The 19158-nt window shown below is 63.3% G+C and carries 20 protein-coding genes; 3 read left to right on the top strand and 17 right to left on the bottom strand.

The genetic code is table 11. The features are described 5' to 3' along the window. Positions 1–33: 33 nt before the first annotated feature. Positions 34–696: a sulfite oxidase-like oxidoreductase gene (locus JQ629_RS21275; RefSeq protein ID WP_212414327.1), complete on the top strand. Its 663-nt coding sequence runs from the start codon at positions 34–36 to the stop codon at positions 694–696. 28 nt (positions 697–724) lie between these two features. After that, positions 725–1948, top strand: a complete 1224-nt coding sequence (locus JQ629_RS21270) for a bifunctional alpha/beta hydrolase/OsmC family protein (protein ID WP_212414326.1) — start codon at positions 725–727, stop codon at positions 1946–1948. Between the two features lie 152 nt (positions 1949–2100). On the opposite strand, the gene JQ629_RS21265 is transcribed toward JQ629_RS21270, so the two are convergent. The 17 genes from JQ629_RS21265 to JQ629_RS21185 all read right to left on the bottom strand — a co-directional run bounded on the left by JQ629_RS21265 (position 2101) and on the right by JQ629_RS21185 (position 17966). Beyond that, a complete protein-coding gene (locus JQ629_RS21265) occupies positions 2101–3072 on the bottom strand; it encodes a YeeE/YedE family protein (protein WP_502753224.1) in 972 nt (323 codons plus the stop codon). Between the two features lie 312 nt (positions 3073–3384). Further along, positions 3385–4401, bottom strand: a complete 1017-nt coding sequence (locus JQ629_RS21260; protein ID WP_212414325.1) for a quinone oxidoreductase family protein — start codon at positions 4399–4401, stop codon at positions 3385–3387. Between the two features lie 127 nt (positions 4402–4528). Then, entirely contained in the window at positions 4529–5962 is a 1434-nt protein-coding gene (gene iaaH, locus JQ629_RS21255) for an indoleacetamide hydrolase (protein ID WP_212414324.1), read from the bottom strand. A 111-nt stretch (positions 5963–6073) separates the two neighbouring features. Then, positions 6074–7405: a phenylacetate--CoA ligase PaaK gene (gene paaK, locus JQ629_RS21250; protein ID WP_212414323.1), complete on the bottom strand. Its 1332-nt coding sequence runs from the start codon at positions 7403–7405 to the stop codon at positions 6074–6076. Between the two features lie 29 nt (positions 7406–7434). Beyond that, entirely contained in the window at positions 7435–7887 is a 453-nt protein-coding gene (paaI, locus tag JQ629_RS21245) for a hydroxyphenylacetyl-CoA thioesterase PaaI (protein ID WP_212414322.1), read from the bottom strand. Between the two features lie 168 nt (positions 7888–8055). Next, positions 8056–9135 carry a 1,2-phenylacetyl-CoA epoxidase subunit PaaE gene (paaE, locus tag JQ629_RS21240; protein ID WP_212414321.1) on the bottom strand — a complete coding sequence of 360 codons (1080 nt, stop codon included), beginning with the start codon at positions 9133–9135 and terminating at the stop codon, positions 8056–8058. A gap of 2 nt (positions 9136–9137) precedes the next feature. Then, positions 9138–9641: a 1,2-phenylacetyl-CoA epoxidase subunit PaaD gene (paaD, locus tag JQ629_RS21235; protein ID WP_212414320.1), complete on the bottom strand. Its 504-nt coding sequence runs from the start codon at positions 9639–9641 to the stop codon at positions 9138–9140. Further along, a complete protein-coding gene (paaC, locus tag JQ629_RS21230) occupies positions 9635–10411 on the bottom strand; it encodes a 1,2-phenylacetyl-CoA epoxidase subunit PaaC (RefSeq protein ID WP_212414319.1) in 777 nt (258 codons plus the stop codon). The genes paaD and paaC overlap by 7 nt, the downstream gene beginning before the upstream one ends. Beyond that, complete coding sequence (gene paaB / locus JQ629_RS21225; protein ID WP_192737264.1) at positions 10411–10698, bottom strand: 1,2-phenylacetyl-CoA epoxidase subunit PaaB; 288 nt, start codon at positions 10696–10698, stop codon at positions 10411–10413. Before paaB ends, paaC begins: the two co-directional genes overlap by 1 nt. A 10-nt stretch (positions 10699–10708) precedes the next feature. Continuing rightward, entirely contained in the window at positions 10709–11701 is a 993-nt protein-coding gene (gene paaA / locus JQ629_RS21220; protein WP_212414318.1) for a 1,2-phenylacetyl-CoA epoxidase subunit PaaA, read from the bottom strand. A 75-nt stretch (positions 11702–11776) separates the two neighbouring features. Then, positions 11777–12646 (bottom strand): phenylacetic acid degradation operon negative regulatory protein PaaX, encoded by an 870-nt coding sequence (gene paaX / locus JQ629_RS21215; protein ID WP_212414317.1) that lies wholly within the window; start codon positions 12644–12646, stop codon positions 11777–11779. A gap of 82 nt (positions 12647–12728) precedes the next feature. Next, on the bottom strand, positions 12729–13499 hold the full coding sequence (locus JQ629_RS21210; protein WP_212414316.1) for an esterase/lipase family protein: 771 nt from the start codon (positions 13497–13499) through the stop codon (positions 12729–12731). 188 nt (positions 13500–13687) lie between these two features. After that, the gene (locus tag JQ629_RS21205) at positions 13688–14974 is read right to left on the bottom strand and encodes a DUF445 domain-containing protein (protein WP_212268419.1); all 1287 of its coding nucleotides are present in this window, start codon (positions 14972–14974) and stop codon (positions 13688–13690) included. 215 nt (positions 14975–15189) lie between these two features. Then, the gene (locus JQ629_RS21200) at positions 15190–15666 is read right to left on the bottom strand and encodes a phasin (RefSeq protein ID WP_212268421.1); all 477 of its coding nucleotides are present in this window, start codon (positions 15664–15666) and stop codon (positions 15190–15192) included. Positions 15667–15913: 247 nt separating this feature from the next. Further along, complete coding sequence (locus JQ629_RS21195; RefSeq protein WP_212414315.1) at positions 15914–16507, bottom strand: GNAT family N-acetyltransferase; 594 nt, start codon at positions 16505–16507, stop codon at positions 15914–15916. Then, positions 16504–17589: an alpha/beta fold hydrolase gene (locus JQ629_RS21190; RefSeq protein WP_212268425.1), complete on the bottom strand. Its 1086-nt coding sequence runs from the start codon at positions 17587–17589 to the stop codon at positions 16504–16506. Before JQ629_RS21190 ends, JQ629_RS21195 begins: the two co-directional genes overlap by 4 nt. Continuing rightward, positions 17586–17966 carry a hypothetical protein gene (locus JQ629_RS21185; RefSeq protein WP_212414362.1) on the bottom strand — a complete coding sequence of 127 codons (381 nt, stop codon included), beginning with the start codon at positions 17964–17966 and terminating at the stop codon, positions 17586–17588. Before JQ629_RS21185 ends, JQ629_RS21190 begins: the two co-directional genes overlap by 4 nt. A 255-nt stretch (positions 17967–18221) precedes the next feature. Between JQ629_RS21185 and JQ629_RS21180 the strand changes: the two genes are divergently transcribed. Continuing rightward, positions 18222–19139: an alpha/beta fold hydrolase gene (locus JQ629_RS21180; RefSeq protein WP_212414314.1), complete on the top strand. Its 918-nt coding sequence runs from the start codon at positions 18222–18224 to the stop codon at positions 19137–19139. The last annotated feature ends 19 nt before the right edge of the window (positions 19140–19158 follow it).

Here is a 19158-nt window from a genome sequence, read left to right as displayed (position 1 = left end):
TCGTCGATGCATCGTCACGAATGAGGTTCCGATATGACCGAAGACCAGGAGCCGCCGCCGGAGAGCAAGCTGACGCGCAGCAAGGAGCGCTGGGCGCGCGAGGGAAAATTCCTCACCGGCAAAGTTACCCGTCCCGATGACCAGCGCTTGCCGCCGGGCCAGCATCTGACGCGCGACTGGCCGGTGCTCGACCTCGGCCTGACGCCGAACATTTCGCGCGAGCGCTGGCGGCTCGACGTCTACGGCGCTGTCGAAAACCCGATCTTCTGGAACTTTGCCGAGTTCAGCGCGCAACCGCAGACGCAATTCCTGTCCGACATTCATTGCGTCACCACCTGGTCGCGCTACGACAATCAATGGGAGGGTCTTTCGACCCGCGACCTGTTGGCGGCCTGCCGGCCGCGTGACGAGGCAGCGTTCGTGGTGCTGCATTCGCATGACGGCTACACCACCAACCTTGCGCTGGAGGATTTTGCCGCCGAAGATGCCCTGCTCGCCCACAGCTGGTCCGGCCAGCCGCTGGAGCAGGACCATGGCGGCCCGGTGCGGCTGGTGGTGCCGCATCTCTATTTCTGGAAGAGCGCCAAATGGCTGCAGAGCATCGAATTCCTCGATAAGGACGCGCCGGGCTATTGGGAAGTCCGCGGCTATCATAACCGCGGCGACCCGTGGGCGGAGCAGCGTTACAGCGACTGACGCCTTACTGAGCCAAGGGAGAACGCCCGTGCCGACCGAACGCTTTCAATTCACCGGTGAGGGCGGCCATCAGCTTGCCGCGGCGCTGGACAAGCCCGACGGCGCAATCCAGGCCTATGCGTTGTTCGCCCATTGTTTCACCTGCGGCAAGGATGTGCTGGCGGCCAAACGCATCGCGACCGCGCTAACCGCTCGCGGCATCGCGGTGCTGCGGTTCGACTTCACGGGCTTAGGCTCCAGCGAAGGCGATTTCGCCAACTCGACCTTTACGTCGAATGTCGCCGACCTCGTCCACGCCGCGGATCATCTGCGCGACACTCGGCAGGCACCCACGATCCTGATTGGCCACAGCCTCGGCGGTGCCGCGATCCTCGCCGCGGCCGGGCAAGTCCCCGATGCCAGGGCGGTCGTCACCATCGCCGCCCCCTCCGATCCCGGCCATGTCACGCATTTGTTCAGGGATCGCATCGAGGACATTCGCACCCAAGGCAAGGTCGAGGTTCAGCTCGCAGGACGCCCCTTTCACATCAAACGTGAATTCCTCGACGATATCGCCGAACACGGCCTGATGGCGCATGTCGCCAAACTGCACAAGGCGCTGTTGATCATGCATTCGCCGACCGACGACACCGTCGGGATCGACAACGCGACCAATCTTTTTGTCGCTGCAAAGCATCCGAAGAGTTTCGTGTCGCTGTCCGGCGCCGATCATCTGCTCAGCAACAAGCGCGACACCGTCTATGTCGCCGACGTCATCGCCGCCTGGGCCGAACGCTATGTCGAACCGCTTCCGGCTCAACCAGCCGCCGAACTCGGCGAGGTACCGCGTAATGTGGTGGTGCGCGAGACCCGCGCCGGCAAATTCCAGCAGACCGTCACGTCAGGGCCGCACCAGATGCTGGCCGACGAACCCGTTGCCGCCGGCGGCCAAGACAGTGGGCCCGGGCCGTATGACTTCGTGCTGGCGGGCCTTGGCGCCTGCACCTCAATGACGATGCGGATGTATGCCGACCGCAAATCGCTGCCGCTCGATCGCGTCACGGTCACGCTGCAGCACAAGAAGATCCATGCGGAAGATTGCGCCGAATGCGAAACCCGCGTCGGCATGCTCGACCAGATCGATCGCGTGATCTCGATCGAGGGCTCGCTCGACGCCGATCAGCGCCAGCGCTTGATGGAGATTGCCGACAAGTGCCCGGTACACCGGACGCTGACGTCGGAAATCCGGATCGTGACCAAGGCTGCGGAGTGATCTTGCTTTAACCTCGCCCCGCTTGCGGGGAGAGGTCGGATTGCGAAGCAATCTGGGTGAGGGGGTACAGGTCTATCAACTCACACCAATTGTGCGGAAGGAGCCCCTCACCCCAACCCTCTCCCCGCAAGAGCGGGGCGAGGGAGAAGAAGCTAGGCCGTTGCCAGCGGACGAACGCGAAGCGCGCCGCGCAGACCGATGGCCGTACCGGCCATGATGCCGGCAACCGCGATCAGCGAGGCGAGCGCCAGGGTTGAAAAGCCTGACAGGCCCTGCCCGATCGAGCAGCCGAACGCCATCACGCCGCCGGCGCCCATCAGCGCCGCACCGCCGGCCGAGCGCAGCATGTGGCGCGGCGACTGATAACCTTCCAGGTGGAAACGCCCGGTCGCCAGCGCCGTGATGAGGCTGCCGGCGAGCACGCCGCCAACGGTGGCAATGCCGAAATTCAGCGTCGATCCCGTCGACAGCATGACGTATTGCAAGGCATCCGCGATCGGCGCGATAAAGGTCAGCGACACCACCGGCGTCGGGTTGAAATCGTCGGCACCGAGATAGCCGCTGGCAAACCAGCCCCCCGCCACCAGAAGACCGACCACAAGACCGGCGGCGATCTGGCCCGGTGACTTCCGAAACGGCGCATGCGCGAAGGCGAAGATGATCAGCGCAGCGCTGACGGCGGAGGCCGCCAGCATGCGCGCCGTGATTTCACTAAGGCCGAACGCCGACAGCAGCGCCGGCACCGAGTTCACCGTCGTCGTGGTCTGCGAGGCCTGCACCATCGCGATGCGCGCCGGCGCGATCAGGCCCTTCAGCGTCATCATCGCAAAAATGCCGAGAACGATCACCACCACAAAGGAGCGAAGATTGCCGCGCCCGAGCAGCACCAGCGCGCGCGAGCCGCAGCCGTTCGACATCACCATGCCATAGCCGAACAGCAAGCCACCGAAGAACATCAGCGGCACCGAAAATGATGGTTGCAGGTAAATCGACTTGCCGAGATCGACGAGGCCGGCCGCCGCCAGCAATTGCGTCGAAGCCACCGCGACGCCGATCGCGAGCGCGTAGGTGCGGACCAGACGGCCGTCACCTTCCGCCCACCAGCCGCGCAGGCTGGAGAGCATGCAGAAGCCGCTCAACAGGCCGACCGCGCCGTAAACGAGGCCGATCAGCAGTCCGCTCAGCACAATGATATTCGCAGGGCCTTCCACGGCATTTTCCTCACGCGTTCGGCGATATCAGCCGCGACAGCATAAATATGCTACAGATTTCGCCCTGCTATAGCGGCGCATGCATGGGGGCGTCCACGGCAGGGGAGAACAAAGAATGAAGCTTGCGCGCAGCGGGACGACGGGAGAATAAAACAATCGATCCCAACCGGAATACGACTGGTTTCATTCCCGCTGCAACGAGGAAAAAGTTCTGTCCGAGAGGATTTACGCCGGCCGCAGGATCACGCGGTCGCGCGACGAACCCGCAACAGCGATGAAGGCGGCCTTGGCCTGTTCCAGCGGATAGATCGCGGCCGGCTTGATCGGGAACGGCTTCAGGTGGCCGCTCGCAAAGCCCGGGCCCAATTCCCTGAGCACCGCGCCGGTTGCGACCGACGACAGGCCGAGCGTATCGATGCCGACATAGGTGTGCTGGCCGCGATAGAACTCCAGAATGTCGAACTGCACGATGCGGTCGACCGCGGCGATCAGGATCTGCCGCCCGCGCAACGCCAGCGATTTGTGCGCCGCCTGGAAATAGGGATCGCCGACGGTGTTGAAGACGATGTCGGCACCCTTGCCGTCGGTGAGTTCGCGCACACGCGCCGCGACATCAGTCACGGAAGCATTGATGATTTCGACCTTCGAATTGGCGTGGCCTTCATAAAGTTCGTCCTTGCGCACCACGCCGATCACGCGCGCGCCGTGCCAGCTCGCGATCTGCACCGCCGCCTGACCGACCTTGCCGTTGACGCCCATCACAAGCACAGTCTCGCCGGCCTTGGGAATGCCGGCGCGGCGCAGCCCTTCCATCGCGGTCACAAAGGGAACGCCGATGCCGGCGGCCTCCTCCCACGAAATGCTTTTGGGTTTCTCCACCACCGCATCGGCTTCGACCACGAGATGGGTGGCATGGGTGCCGTCGCGGCGAATGCCGAGATCGCCGGACGAGCCGAACACTTCACGCCCGATCGATCCCACCGGGCCGTCGATCACGACGCCCGCATAGTCGCGGCCCGGCGTGCGCGGAAACACCGCATAGGACATCAGGCCGGTCGCGGCCTTGACGTCCGACGGATTGACCGCCGCCGCCTTGACCTCGATCAGCAGCTCGTTTTCGGCACGCGACAGCGCCCGCGTCTCGACCACGGGCGCAAGCGAAGCCGGGTTCTCCGCCTTCGCCGTCAGCCGGACGCAGCGGGCTTCAACTGTCTGACCAGGTGGTGTGGAGACCGGCTTCATCGATATTCCCTGTGATGTGGGCTTCCAGCGCGATTTGACGCCCGCAGGGATCGTTACACCGTCGCGGCTTCGCCCCATGACTAGCGGACTGCCCGCTGAGTTCAAGGGGCTTGGTGAAGGAAGCCGGCTAGATCTTCGGCGGCGGCGCCGAACCCAGAATGGCTTCGATCGCAAGACCGAGCCCAAGCAATTTTGTATCGCTGCCGACGGGACCATCGATCTCGAGTCCGACCGGCAGTCCCCCCGGCGTCATTCCGGCATAGAGCGACAGGCCGGGAAGGCCGGCATTGCTGCCGGGATCGGTATTGCGGATCATGGTGTCGAATGTCGGCACCGGCGCGCCGCCATTGATCGACATCTCGCCGGACCCCTTGGCGGCATCGATCAAAGGCGCCGGTGCGATGGTGGTCGGAAACAGAATGCAGTCGAGATGATTGTCGCGGAAGTACGCCTCGTACATTTTCTGCAGCGCGGGCCGATGCACCGTGATGGCATCCTGATAGGCGGCACCGAAGGCGTCGGTGGTGATGGCGCCAAACACGCCCTTGACATCGGGACTGGCGATCCCGGCCACGATGTCGGCCAGCGTGACGTCCGTGATGCCGCTCGCCTCGAGATAAGCGGGGATGTCGGCGATCGGTTCGTGCAGCGCCACCGGGAACGACACCTTTGCATCCAGCTCGAACAGGCCGGGCATATCGACATCAACCAGAACGACGCCGGCGTCGGCAAGTTTTGCACGCGCAGCCCTGGTCACGGTTTCGAGGTCACGGTCGAGCCCGCTCCAGAACGCCGCCGGGATGCCGAACCGCTTGCCGCGCAACGGCTCGATCTTTGCCATCGGCGTGGCGGTGATGACGGAATCGAGCAGCGCCACATCCGCGACCGTACGGCCCATCGGGCCCACGGTGTCGCGGGTGTGGCTGATCGGAACCACCAGATTGGCGTCGTCGTAGCGGCGCTGTGCGCCGCCATTGCCGACCGACGGTCGCAGTCCGACAATGCCACAAAGCGCTGCCGGCACGCGGGTCGAACCACCGGTATCGGATCCCAATCCGCAGCTGACGATACCGGCGGCAATCGCCGCGGCTGTTCCACCTGAGGAGCCGCCCGGGATCCGCGTCTTGTCATAGGGATTCTTCACCGGCCCTGCAAAAGACGCGAGGTTGGTGCTGGTGATGCCGAACGCCAGCTCGTGCATGTTGGCCTTGCCGATCATGATGGCGCCGGCCTTCAAGAGACGGTCCCACGACGGCGCATTGCGGCTCGTCCGCGCGTTCCGCAGCGCCGGCGTGCCAGCCGATGTCGGCATGTCTGTCGTGTTGATGTTGTCCTTGACGACGATCGGAAGCCCGGCAAGCGGGAGTGCGCCGCGTGAGCCCTCGTCGATTTCCGCCGCCGCTGCGATGGCCGGATCCTTGTTCAGAACAATCAGCGCGTTCAGATCCTTGACCTGTTCGGCGCGCGCGATCGCGGCCTTGGTCACATCGACAGCCCTGATCTTCTTGTCCCTGACAGCGGCGACGATGTCGGCGGCGGTGGTCGGGTTGGAATCAGCCATGGCGGAACTCACATCTCCGGGAGAAGGAAGCGCCGGCCACAATGCCGGCCGACGACTTCAGATATCACGGCACGACGGATCGGGCATGAACACATTTTCAGCTATCTGATGTCACCCCTTCGGCCGCTTGTCGAACACGCGTTTGGCCTTTCCCAGCGATCGCTCCAGGGTCTCGGGGGCGACGGCCCTGATGCGGGCGGTGATGCCGATGGTGTTCTTGATGAAGGTGGCGACTTTTTCCGTGTGCGTGGGCAGACCGCTGCCGTCCCAATGTTCGGGACGGGCTTCCGCCAGCACGGTCATTTCGTCCATGCGCCCTTCGCGCGTCAGTTCGATGATGAAATGTCCGCCGCACCAGTCGGTCGCGAGCAAAGCTTCCTCGATCTGGGTCGGGAACACATTGACCCCGCGCAGGATGATCATGTCGTCGGAACGACCCGTGACCTTCTCCATCCGCCGCATGCCCGGCCGCGCCGTGCCCGGCAGCAGCCGCGTCAGGTCGCGGGTGCGGTAGCGGATGATCGGAAAGGCTTCCTTGGTCAGCGAGGTGAACACCAATTCGCCCTTTTCGCCGTCCGGCAGCACTGCGCCGGTCTCGGGGTCGATCACTTCGGGGTAGAAATGATCCTCCCAGATATGCAGGCCGTCCTTGGTTTCCACGCATTCCTGCGCAACGCCGGGGCCGATCACTTCCGAGAGCCCGTAAATATCGGTCGCGTCCATGTCGAAGGCCTGTTCGATCTCGACGCGCATCGCGTTGGTCCAGGGCTCGGCGCCGAAGATGCCGAACTTGAGCGAGGATGCGCGAGGGTCGAGCTTCTGCTTCCTGAACTCGTCCAGGATCGCCAGCATGTAGCTCGGCGTCACCGTGATGATGTCGGGCTTGAAGTCATTGATCAGCTGCACCTGCCGCTCGGTCATGCCGCCGGACACCGGCACCACGGTGCAGCCGAGTTTCTCGGCGCCGTAATGCGCGCCTAACCCGCCGGTGAACAGGCCGTAGCCATAGGCGTTATGCATGATCATGCCGGTGCGGCCGCCGGCGGCGCGGATCGAACGCGCCATCACCTCCGACCACACGTCGATATCGGCCTGGGTGTAGCCGACCACGATCGGTTTTCCCGTCGTGCCGGAAGACGCATGGACGCGGACCATTTTCTCGCGCGGCACCGCGAACATGTTGAACGGGTAGTTGTCGCGCAGGTCGGTTTTGACCGTGAACGGAAATTTGGCGAGATCGGAAAGCTGCTTGAAATCGCCGGGGTGCACGCCGGCCTTGTCGAAGGCCTTCTTGTAGTGTGAGACGTTGTCGTAGGCATGCGCCAGCGACCAGGCGAGGCGCTTTGTTTGCAGCGCCACGATCTCGTCGCGGGAGGCGCGCTCCGCCGAGTCCAACTCGGCGCGGTAGCCGCCTGCACTGGATTGAAGCCTGGTCGAAGCCATCGCGCGTTTCCTCAAAGATCGCTTTTGTTTTATTTTATCGTGGTACCGGGCAGCCACGCGCCACCGATGGTGCGCGAATGACCGCGGAATTCCGCGATCACAACGTCACCAGCGGTGACCTGCACATCGTAGATGCCCGATCTGCCGCTGCGAGAGATCTCGCGCGCGCTCGCCACCAGCACATCGCCGAGCTTGCCGGGCCGGATGAACGTGACATGGCACTGCGCCGCGACCGCGCGCTCATTATGGGTGTTGCAGGCAAAAGCAAAAGTGGAATCCGCCAGCGTAAAGATGAAGCCGCCATGGGCGATGCGCTGGCCGTTGACCATCTCCGGCCTGACCGTCATCGAAAGCGTTGCCCGGCTCGGCCCGATCTCGACGATCTGCATGCCGAGGCCCTTGCTGGCGTCGTCCTCCTTCCACATCGCGTCCGCACAGGCGCGCGCGAGGTCGTCGGGCGAAAGCGCGGCATTGACGTTCACTGCAGTCTCCCTGTCGTCGGGCCTGTTGCAACCGGCCTCATTAATACGCGTTAGTGTTGAAGCGGAGCACCCAGGGTGTCAACGCTCCCTCCGTCATTCCGGGATGGTCCGCAGGACCAGACCCGGAATCTCGAGATTCCGGGTTCGCTTCGCGCCCCGGAATGACGCTCAAACGTGGTCGTAATCCACCACAACCCTGTCCGACACCGGCCGCGCCTGGCAGGTGAGGATGAACCCCGCCTTCAGTTCCCACGGCTCCAGCGAATAATTCACTTCCATCTGTGCGTCGCCCTCGACCAGCTTGGCGCGGCAAGTCGAGCACATGCCGCCCTTGCAGGCGAACGGCAGGTCCATGCCGGCGCGGAGCGCGGCGTCCAGAATGGATTCGTCCTCCGCGACCGGCACCTCGCGGCGCTTGCCGTCGATCACGAGCGAGGCCAGCGCCTTCGGCGGCGCGGATGTCTCGACGATCTTTTTAGCGCGCGGCTTGCCGCCAAACTCGGAGACGAAGCGCTCGACGTGAATGCGATCATCGGCAATGCCGATCTCGCGGCAGGTGTTTTCGATATCCTCGCTCATGCCCAAGGGACCGCAAACGAAAACGTGATCAACACTCGACGCCGGCACCAGCGAACGCAGCAACACGCGAACCTTTTCGCCGTCGAGCCGGCCGTGCAGGATCGGAATGTCCTGCTCCTCGCCGGAGATCACGTGAAAGACTGAGAACCGCTGCATGAAGCGGTCTTTCAGTTCCTCCAGCGCCTCGCGGAACAGCATGCTCGATGTCGAGCGGTTGCCGTAGAACAGGAAGAAGCGGCTGTTCGGTTCGCGCGCCAGCACACCCTTGACGATCGACAGGATCGGCGTGATGCCCGATCCCGCGGCAAAGCCGACATAGACCCGTGCTTGATCGGGCGCATGCGCGACGCCGAAGCGCCCCGTCGGCGTCATCACGTCGAGCTCGTCGCCGGCTTTCAGTTCATCCGCCGCCCAATTCGAAAACGCACCGCCATCGACCTTCTTCACCGCGATGCGCAATTCGCCGTCGTCGGGGCCGGAACAGATCGAATAGGAACGGCGCACTTCCTCGCCGTCCATGGTCGTGCGCAGGGTCAGATATTGACCGGGTGTAAAACTGTAGTCGCCTGATAGCTCCATAGGTATCGCAAAGCTCAGCGATACCGCATCCGGCGCTTCGCGGCGCAGGTCGTTGACGGCAAGACGGTGAAAACGGGGTGTCAGGGACATGATCAATGACACTTGAAATAGTCGAACGGTTCGCGGCAGCTCTTGCAGCGCCACAGCGCCTTGCAGGAGGTCGAACCGAACTCGGAGAGAACTTCCGTATTTCCCGAGCCGCATTGCGGACACGAAACCTGCTGCTCACCGAACAGCGCGCGGCGCGAACTTGAAGCCTGTGGCGGTGCGATGCCGTATTCCCTTAGCTTGCGGCGGCCGTCCTCGCTCATCCAGTCGGTGGTCCAGGCCGGTGACAGCACGGTGCGGATCTTGGGCCGCGCAATGCCGGCGCGTTCCAGCGCCAGCTCGATTTCCAGCGCGATCATGTTCATCGCCGGGCAGCCGGAATAGGTCGGCGTGATCGCGACCTCGACATGGCCGTCACTGACGGCGACCTCACGCAGCACGCCGAGATCGGCAATGGTGAGCACCGGAATCTCGGGATCGACCACTTGGGCGGCCGCATCCCAGGCGCGCCGGCGCAAATCAGCATCGCTGAGCAAGGCGGTTACCATGTCGCCCCCGGAAACGTGCGCGGCAGCGACTGCAATTCGCTGAGAAGATGGCCAAGATGTTCGCTGTGCCGCCCGTCGCGGCCGCCCTGCTGCATCCAGTTGTTGTCAGGCAACGCCAGTGTTGCCTCATTAACGACGCCGGACACGGTCTTGAGCCATGGCGCGTGCAATTTGGCGGGATCGATCGCGATGCCGGCGTCGATCAAGCCGCGCTCGCTGTCGTCGAGATGGAACATCTCGCCGGTATAGGCCCAGAGATCGTCGATCGCGCTCTGCGCGCGGCGGTGGCTCTCCTCGGTGCCGTCGCCGAGCCGCACCATCCATTCCGAAGAATGCCTGACGTGATAGGCGCTTTCCTTTTCGGACTTCGCCGCGATCGCAGCCAGGGTCGGATCGCTCGATTGCATCATCGCGCGCCAATAAAGATCGGCGAAGGCCGCATAGAAGAACTGCCGCACCATGGTGCGCGCGAAATCGCCGTTCGGCTGTTCCAGCAGCAGCAGATTGCGGTACTGCCGGACGTCGCGCAGATAAGCGAACTTGTTCTCGTCATTGTCCCGGCCTTCGACCTTGGCGGCGTAAGCATAAAGCTCGCGCGCCTGCCCGAGCAGATCGAGGCCCATATTGGCGAGCGCCATGTCCTCTTCCATCATCGGCGCGTGGCCGCACCATTCCGACAGCCGATGGCCCAGAATAAGCGCATCGTCGGCGCGGCGCAGCGTGTAGAGCACCAGCGGGGTTTCGGAGACCTGGATCGAGGCGACAGCCATCACATATGCCCGACTTCGTCAGGCACGTCGTAAAAGGTCGGGTGCCGGTAGATCTTGGATTCCGCGGGCTCGAACATCATGCCCTTCTCGGAGGGATCGGATGCCGTGATCGCGTTCGACGGCACCACCCAGATCGAGAGGCCCTCGCCGCGGCGGGTGTAGATGTCGCGCGCGGCCTGCAACGCCAGCGTGGTGTCGGCGGCGTGCAGCGAGCCGACATGCTTGTGCGCGAGCCCATTGCGGCTGCGGATGAAGACTTCCCAGAGCGGCATGTTCGGCGTGGCCATGGTGATCTCCCTATTCCGCCGCTTGCGCGTGCTGGCGCTGCTTGCGCTTCTCCGCATAGGCAGTCGCCGCTTCGCGCACCCAGGCGCCGTCGTCATGCGCCTTGCGCCGCGCCGCCAATCGGTCGCGATTGCAGGGGCCGTTGCCGGCCAGCACCTGATTGAACTCTTCCCAGTCGATCGCGCTGTATTCCCAGTTGCCGTTGGCATTTTGTTTCATGCCGGGATCGGGAATCGTTAAGCCCAGGAATTGCGCCTGCGGCACGGTGGCATCGACGAATTTCTGGCGCAGTTCGTCGTTCGAAAAGCGCTTGATCTTCCACTTGGTCGAGGTGTCCGAGTGCTGGCTTGCCTTGTCGGGTGGGCCGAACATCATCAGCACCGGCCACCACCAGCGATCGAGCGCGCTCTGCGCCATCGCCTTCTGTTCTTCGGTCCCCTTCGACAGCGTCACCATGATCTCAAAACCCTGGCGCTGGTGGAAGGATTCTTCCTTGCAGACGCGGATCATCGCGCGCGCATAGGGTCCATAGGAACAGCGGCACAACGGAATCTGGTTCATGATCGCCGCGCCATCGACCAGCCAGCCGATCGCGCCGATGTCGGCCCAGGTCAGCGTCGGATAGTTGAAGATCGAGGAATATTTTGCTTTCCCCGCCAGCATCAAATCGACCAGCTCTTCGCGCGAGGTGCCGAGCGTCTCCGCCGCAGCATAGAGATAAAGCCCGTGGCCGCATTCGTCCTGCACCTTGGCGAGCAAAGCGGCCTTGCGGCGCAGCGACGGCGCGCGGGTGATCCAGTTGCCTTCGGGCAGCATGCCGACGATTTCGGAATGGGCGTGCTGGGAAATCTGCCGCGTCAGTGTCTTGCGATAGGCCGCCGGCATCCAGTCGTTGGGCTCGATGCGCTCGTCGGCATCGATGCGCGCCTGGAACTGTGCGGAACGTGCGGCGTCCTCGATGTGGCTGTTATCGCCATCGGACGTATTGAGCGCCTGCGTGTACATGGCCGACCTCCCCGTATGTTCTTTTCTCCAACATATAACATAAAAATACGAATGCAAGTTATTTTTGTAACATGTTTACGTCCCTTCGAACCGGCGCGCCAGCGCCCCGCCCGGCTTCGGCAACGGCCCGTTTTCGTTGGTCGCATGGTCGTCAAGCCATTGTTCCGACGCAGCAAGCAGCCCGCGATAGATCTCGCCGCAGAGCCGTCGCGCCGCCCTGCCCGGCCAGTCGCGGGGCAAAAGCGGTGCCGGCAGCAGCGGATCGCGCAGCACGACGCGGCGGTAATGGTGGATCAGCAGGATCCGCGCGGTGAAGGCATCCGTGTCGGAAAGAATCTCGCCGCGGCCGAGCGAGGCGCGGAGTGGCTCAAAGGTTTTCATGAATTTCAGATAGGCGTCGGCGGTGCGCTGAAGCGGCCAGCTTTCGCTGAGCAGGCGCCGGCCGCTGTCGTCCTCGGCGGAGACTTCGAGACGGATGGCGCCCGCCGCCTCCTCCGGAACCGGCACGCCGGACGGTGCGACCCAGACGCCCGGCAGCGGACTGCCGAAGCCTGCATTCTTCAGCGCATCGCGCGAAGCGTCGCGGTCCCCGCCATTGCCGATCAGCAGCAGCTCAAACCGCCCGGTCCAGTCGGACGGCGGCGGATCGTAGATGTGTTTGGTGGCAGTATCGAAGGTCTGCCGCCCCTTCTTGTCGAGCCGGTAAAAACTGTTGCGGCCGACCTTGTTGCGCTCGAGCCAGCCGTCGCTCGCGAGCCGCGACATCGCGGTGCGCACGACGCCGCTGTCGATGTCGATCGCGGCAAAGAATTCCAGCAGCGTGCCGAGCCACACCGAGCCGCCGCGCGGCACGATGGCATCGCCGAATACGGTAATGACGATCGAGCCGGTGCGCGAGGGTTCGCGCTTGAGCTGTTCGACAATGCGGGCGAGCGGCTGCGGCATGCGTCAAGGCATAGCGCGTTTTGCGGATTCACGAAAACGCCGGCGCGAGGCCGGCGTTCTGAATTAGCTATCGGTAACCCGATTACCGATCCGGGTTCGGATACACCATGCTGCGCCAGCCGCTGCGGTCGAACGGGGCCCATTTGCCTTCCGCCTGCGCCAGACGGTCGGCGACCGCATAGACCGCGGCGGGGTGATGACCCATGCCGCAATGGCTGCTTTCGACCTCGATGCTCTCCGAGGTCGCGGTGGTCTGCTCCCTGCAGCCCTGCCAGGCGCAGATGCCGTCGGTACGGCTGAAGATCGCGGTGGTCGGCACCGGCGGCGTGCCCGCCAGCGACCCGCCGAAACGCCCGTCATCTTCGTCGGCGCGGCGGCCGCTCGCCATTTCATAGACGCGCCAGGCGTTGGTCGCCTTCGGTCCGGATGCGAACGGACTGCCGAGCGTGATCACCGAGCGCACGCGCTCCGGCATCATCTTGGCAAGCTGACGCGCGTAGAGGCCACCGAGGCTCCAGCCGACGAGGCTGACCTTGCGGCCATACGTGTCATTCAATTCGTGGACGAGATCGACCATCGCGTGCTGCACGCCCTGGCGCAGGCCGAGATTACGGCCCTGGCGCCAGCCGCTGACGGCATAGCCGCGGCCCTTGAGGAAGCTGCGCAACGGGCGCGTCGAGGTGTCGGACGCAACGAGGCCGGGCAATACCAGCACCGGATGCCCGTCGCCTCTCGGCGCCAGACTCAGGAGCGGCAAGGCACCAAGAAAAGCGCCTAATTCGGAAATCGCCCGCCCCTCCAGAAACATCAGGGTTCTGGACGGCGGACGAAGCGTCTGCGCAGCAACGGACATCATATCTCCTCTCGGGCTCGGCCCCTTAAGTTGCGGCAGCCGGCCACTGGTTCAGTGGGAAGACGAAAGCCTGGTAGAATCGTTCCGCAACGCAACATTATTTCGTAAAAAGCTAAGGAACCGGAATTCTTCTTTCAACGGCCCACTTCACACTTGTGACAACTAAAAGCGTGGACGTGATTAATTAGTCACACGAGCCGCAGCAGGTACTCGAGGGTGTAAAGCACCAGTCCTGCAAGCCCGCCGATCAGCGAGCCGTTGAAACGGATGTATTGCAGGTCGCGGCCGATGTTGATTTCGATCAGCGCGATCAACTGCCCCATGTCCCAGGATTTGACCTGATCGGAGATGAAGGTCGAGACGCCGCTCTTCTGTTCGGCGACCACACTTCGAAGCACCGCAACCAGACCCTGGTTGATCTCGGCACGCATCTCGGCGTCGGCAGCCAGCGCCTCGCCTGCCGTTACGAACATGCGCACGAGATATTGCTCCAGCACCTGCGTCTCGCCTGACGCGCTGCGCTCGAAGAACGATCGCGCATTCTCCCAGATGTGGCGCGCGAGGCTGTTCAGTTCGGGGCGCGCCAGGAGATCGCGCTTCAGCCCTTGGATGCGCTCGGCATAGGCAGGATCGCTGCCGAGCCGGTCGACGAAGGTCAGCACCATGCGGTCGAACTCGTCGCGGAACGGATGCTTGGGATCGTTGCGCACTTCCTCGAAGAACGCGGTCGCCGACGCCACGATCTTGTTCACGAGGAACCTGTCGGCGCGATAGAGTTTTAGCAGTGTCGGCAATTCGTCGCGGATCTTCTCGCGGATCATCGCCATGGTCTCGGCCTGTGTCAGCGATTGATGCACCGCGCGCATGATGTCGTCGAGCAGGCCCTGGTGCCGGCCTTCCTTGACGAAGGTGCGCAGCGTGCCAGCCGCGAGCGGCGCAAGATCAATCGACATCAATTGCGAGGTGATGCGGCGGCTGACAAAGGTCATCAGGCCGGAATTCTCAGTGGCGGCCACCGCTTCCGGCAGCAGCCGCAGTGCGAAGCGCGCCAGATCCTCGCTGCGCTTGCGGTCGCGCAGCCAGTCGGCGATGAACGAGCCGAAATCGATCTGCCGCAATTTTGCTTCAACCGGGGCCGCTTCCAGAAAATGCTGCTCGATGAATTCGCCGAGCTTGTCGGCGATGCGGTGCTGGTTGCTCTGGATGATCGCGGTGTGCGGGATCGGCAGCCCCAAAGGCCTGCGAAACAAGGCCACAACCGCATACCAGTCGGCAAGGCCGCCGATGGTGGCGGCTTCCGCAAAGGCTGCGACGAAGCCGAACGCCGGGTGGATCGGCAGCAGCGCCCTCGCCGCAATGAAGATCGCAAACGTCGCCGCCAGCACCAGCGTCGCCAGCAGTTTGACGCGCCGCAGTTCGGCGGCCCGCTGCGCGTCGGCAGGCGTGTCTACGACGAATGTGCGGGGGACGGTCATGGCGGCTTTCGGAAGACTCCTCGGGATCGAGGATAGCAGCTTCCGTCATTGCGAGCGCAGCGAAGCAATCCACGCCTCGGCAAAACCCGGCATGGATTGCTTCGTCGCTTCGCTCCTCGCAATGACGGAGGAGAGACCATTGATTTATGGAGGCTTCAGACAAAAAGAAGGCCCGCCTAGGCGGGCCTTCCAAAAGGGCAGTTGGCAGATCGCTATCAGGCGGTCTTGCTGTAGACCTTGGAGAAGTTGTCCTGAGCGGTCTTGGCGCTGTCGGCGACGAGCTTGCCGAGATATTCTGACGTGGCCTTCGCCCGCGAGACGAACACTTCGCCACGCGCACGGACCATGTCCGACTGGATCTGGGCGGCTTCGCTCAGCGACTTGGCCGAAGCGAGCTTGTCGATGCCGGCGAAGAACGCTTCCGCGTCCTGATAAAACGCCTGCTGGATGTTGCGGCTGATCTTGGCAGCCTCGGAAACCGAACCGGCAACGGCGGTCTCGATGGCAGCGGTCACCTTCTCGGAACCGGCATGCATGTCGGCGGCGCGAACCTTCGCGGTCTCGGCCTGCTTCTTCACGAACTCACGGGCAGCTTCCGGAACTTCCAGGTTCTGGAGCTTGGTGAACGCCTCGGTGACGGGCGCGAAGGCTTCCTTGACGGTGTTCAGCACGGAATTGGTTTCGGTGGTCATGTGGGTCTCTCCATCCTCGGGTTTGAGCTATGGGCTCACCCCGTCCGGTTCGGCCCGGGGCGAGATCGTTGTGCCATAGTTAATGTTGCGGCGCAATATCGATGTTGCATCGCGACATCACGAATACGTGATGAGCCTCAATGATGAGCGATTTGCCTAGGGAACCGGCAAAAGTTCTACTTTCGTCTAATGCAGAACGGCCGGCTTTGGTGCCAGACGGCCCGCTTTAGTGCCGGGCGGCCACCCTCTAATGCTGGACGGCGCCCGGAAGCCCGTAGGCCTCCAGCTGGGCTCGCACCTGCGCCACATTGTGTCCGAGCACGACAATGTCATGCTTCTTGCCGTCGACGTCCCGAACGTGGTCCCGCAACAGGGCCTCGGCCTTGAAACCGAGGCTCTCGAACAGCGCGATCGCTGCCTGCTGGTCGACCGTCATCTGCACCGAGAGCTTTTCCAGGCCGGCGCCCAGCGCAAGTGCGAAGGTCTCCTGCGACAGCGCCCGGCCGACGCCCTGCCCGCGCACGTCCTGCGACACCACCATCCGGATCTCGCCGACATGCTGCGACCAGGAATGCGGGTCGCGCACCAGCGTGCCGCAACCGACCACCGCGTCGCCCTTCACGGCCAGCAGGCTCGTGATCTGCCCGCGCTCGATCTCGTTGATCCAGGCCGACAGCACCTTGGGCTGGCTGATGTTGCGCGGCAGGAACAGCAGATCATGGGTCGGCAGCTTCTGCGCGAAGGCAAGCACCGCGGCCTCGTCGGCGCGGGACATCAGGCGGAATTCGATGTCGCCGGCGTCGGTCTTGGCGTGGCGCGGATAGGAACGTGTTTCGCTCATGTTGATCTCTTACCTAACCAGTTGTCCAGTTTCGGCCATAGCCGCTTGATCGCGTTGGCGCCGGCGACGACGCTGACATGGCCGCCCTTCAGGACCACCTCTTCCTTGTCGGACGAACCGACCTTGGCGATCAGGTGCTTGGCCGCGTCATAGGGCACGATGTGATCGTGTTCGGCGACCGCGTGCAGGATCGGCACCTTGATGTCAGCGATATTGGCCGCACGCCCGCCGACCGTCATGGTGTCGTTGTAGAGCTTGTTGTCCCACATCAGGTCCTTGGTGATGGCGCGGAAATACTCGCCCGCCAGCGGCAACGTGTCGGTGCCCCAGCGATCCATCATCCGGTAGGCCTTGACGTATTCGTCGTTCCAGATGTTCTCCCACAAATTCACCTGGCTGACCGCGCGCGACGCCGGCCGCAGCATTTCGAACGAAGACAGGATCATTTCCGGCGGCACATTGCCGATGCTGTCGACGAGGCGATCGACATCGAAATAGCGCCGATCCGAGAAATTCGAGAACAGCTTCATCTCGCGGAAATCGATCGGCGTCGTGAAGCAGATCAGATTCTTCATTGGCCCGTCGTTGAAGATCGAGCCGTACAGCAGCGACAGCACGCCGCCGAAGCAATAGCCGATCACGGTGACGTCTGTTTCACCGGAATCCTGCTGCACGCGGCGGACGCAATCCGGGATGAAGTCGAGGACGTAATCCTCCATCCGCAGCGATTTTTCCTCCGGTTTCGGCGCGGTCCAGTCCATCATGTAGACGTCGTAGCCGCGCTTGAGCAGGAATTCGATAAAACTCTGGCCGGGCACCATGTCGAGGATGTAGCCGCGGTTGGTGGTCGCCATCACGATCAGGATCGGCACGCGGTAGATTTCGTCCGCGATGGGCCGGTAGTGATAGAGGTTCAGCGTGCCGCGGCTGAGCAACACGTCCTTCGGCGTCGAACCCAGAGCGGGGCCCGACGAGGAGATGTATTCGACGCCCTTGATGCTGCGCTGGATCGCGCGCTGCACCTCGGACTGGATCCGCTCGGGAATCGACGCCAGATCGAGGGCTGCTGCGGGCGCGTTCATTTTTGCTCTCCCTCCGACGGAGGACGCTTGGTGCGCGGCGGCCGCGTCGCGCCATAGCCGCCTTCAGGCGCCAGCGAATTGTGATGGATCTGGTGCAGCATCGCCTTGATCTCGTTGAGCTGGCCTTCGATTCCCTGGATGCGCTCGGCCATGCCGACCATTTGCGCCCGGCTCGGCAGGTTCATGCTGACGAGATACTTCTCCATCAGCTCGCCGAGCTGCTTCTGCGCGCCGGCCGAGACGCCGCCGACCTGATTCATCACTTTTGAGAATTCGGGCGAAGCCATCGCCTGGTTGGCAAAGGAGTTGAACCCCTTCTCCATCTCCCCGATCATCGTCTGCCAGATCACGGCAGGATCATTGCCTTTGTCGGCCATTGGCGCCCTCCCTTGGTTACGAGCGCTTTGCCACGCCTCGGATATTATTCCGCCATACCACACCGTTGCGGCGTGGCGGTCAACCGGGCGACGTCGCGTTTTCAAGCGAAGCGGGTAGCGGTTCGCCTCTGGAAAACGCGTCAGAACAAGGCACTGGTTAACAGTGAGCAGCAAAGCCTTCTGCGATGCGGTAAACCGTGCCATACAAGACCCCATCAAGGTACCATCGCAGGACTGATCCAAAGGACCGCCAACGTGACGCTTGCCCATCAGCCGCCGCAGATCGCCCACGCCAATGGCATCGACATTTGCTACGAAAGCTTCGGCGATCCCGGCGCGGAACCGCTGCTGCTGATCATGGGCCTCGGCGCCCAGATGATCCATTGGGACGATGATTTCTGCCGCCAGCTTGCCGCGCGCGGTTTTCGCGTCATCCGTTTCGACAACCGCGATATCGGAAAATCCTCCCGCATGACCGGCGGCAAGCGTCTGACCGCGCTCGAACTGCTCAAGCTCAAATTCCTGAAGATCCCGGTTGCCGCGCCCTACAGACTGATCGACATGGCCAAGGACACGGTCGGCCTGATGGACGTGCTCGGCATCAAGTCGGCGCATCTGGTCGGCGCATCGATGGGCGGCATGATCGCGCAGGAAGTCGCGATCTCGTTTCCGGCACGGGTGCGCTCGCTGACCTCGATCATGTCGACGACGGGCAATCCCAGGGTGCCGGGGCCGACACGGGAAGCCGCCGCCATGCTGATGGCGCCGCCGCCCGCGACCAAGGAAGAGTATTTCGAGCGGTTTGCGAAAACCTGGAAGATCCTGCGCGTCGGCTCATTCCCGGAAGACGAAGCGCTCGACCGCTCGCGCGCCGAACGCACCTATGAGCGCGGCCTCAACCCGGCCGGCGTCGGCCGCCAGCTGCGCGCGGTGCTCGCCTCCGGCAGCCGCAAGCAACGGCTCAGTGCCGTGAAGGCGCCGACGCTGGTCATCCACGGCACCGTCGATCCCCTGGTGCGGCCCGAGGGCGGCAAGGATACCGCGGCCTCTGTGCCAGGCGCGAAGCTTGTGATGATCGACGGCATGGGCCACGCGTTGCCGATCCCGATGTGGCCGCAGATCATTGATGCCATCGACAAGCACGCCCATGGTGCGGCGGCGAAGGCGGCTTGATCAGGTTACCTCGAGGTGA

Origin of the sequence: Bradyrhizobium sp. AUGA SZCCT0222, from assembly GCF_018130205.1 — a bacterium.
Lineage (GTDB): Bacteria > Pseudomonadota > Alphaproteobacteria > Rhizobiales > Xanthobacteraceae > Bradyrhizobium.
This window is presented reverse-complemented; position numbering and strand designations above follow the sequence as displayed.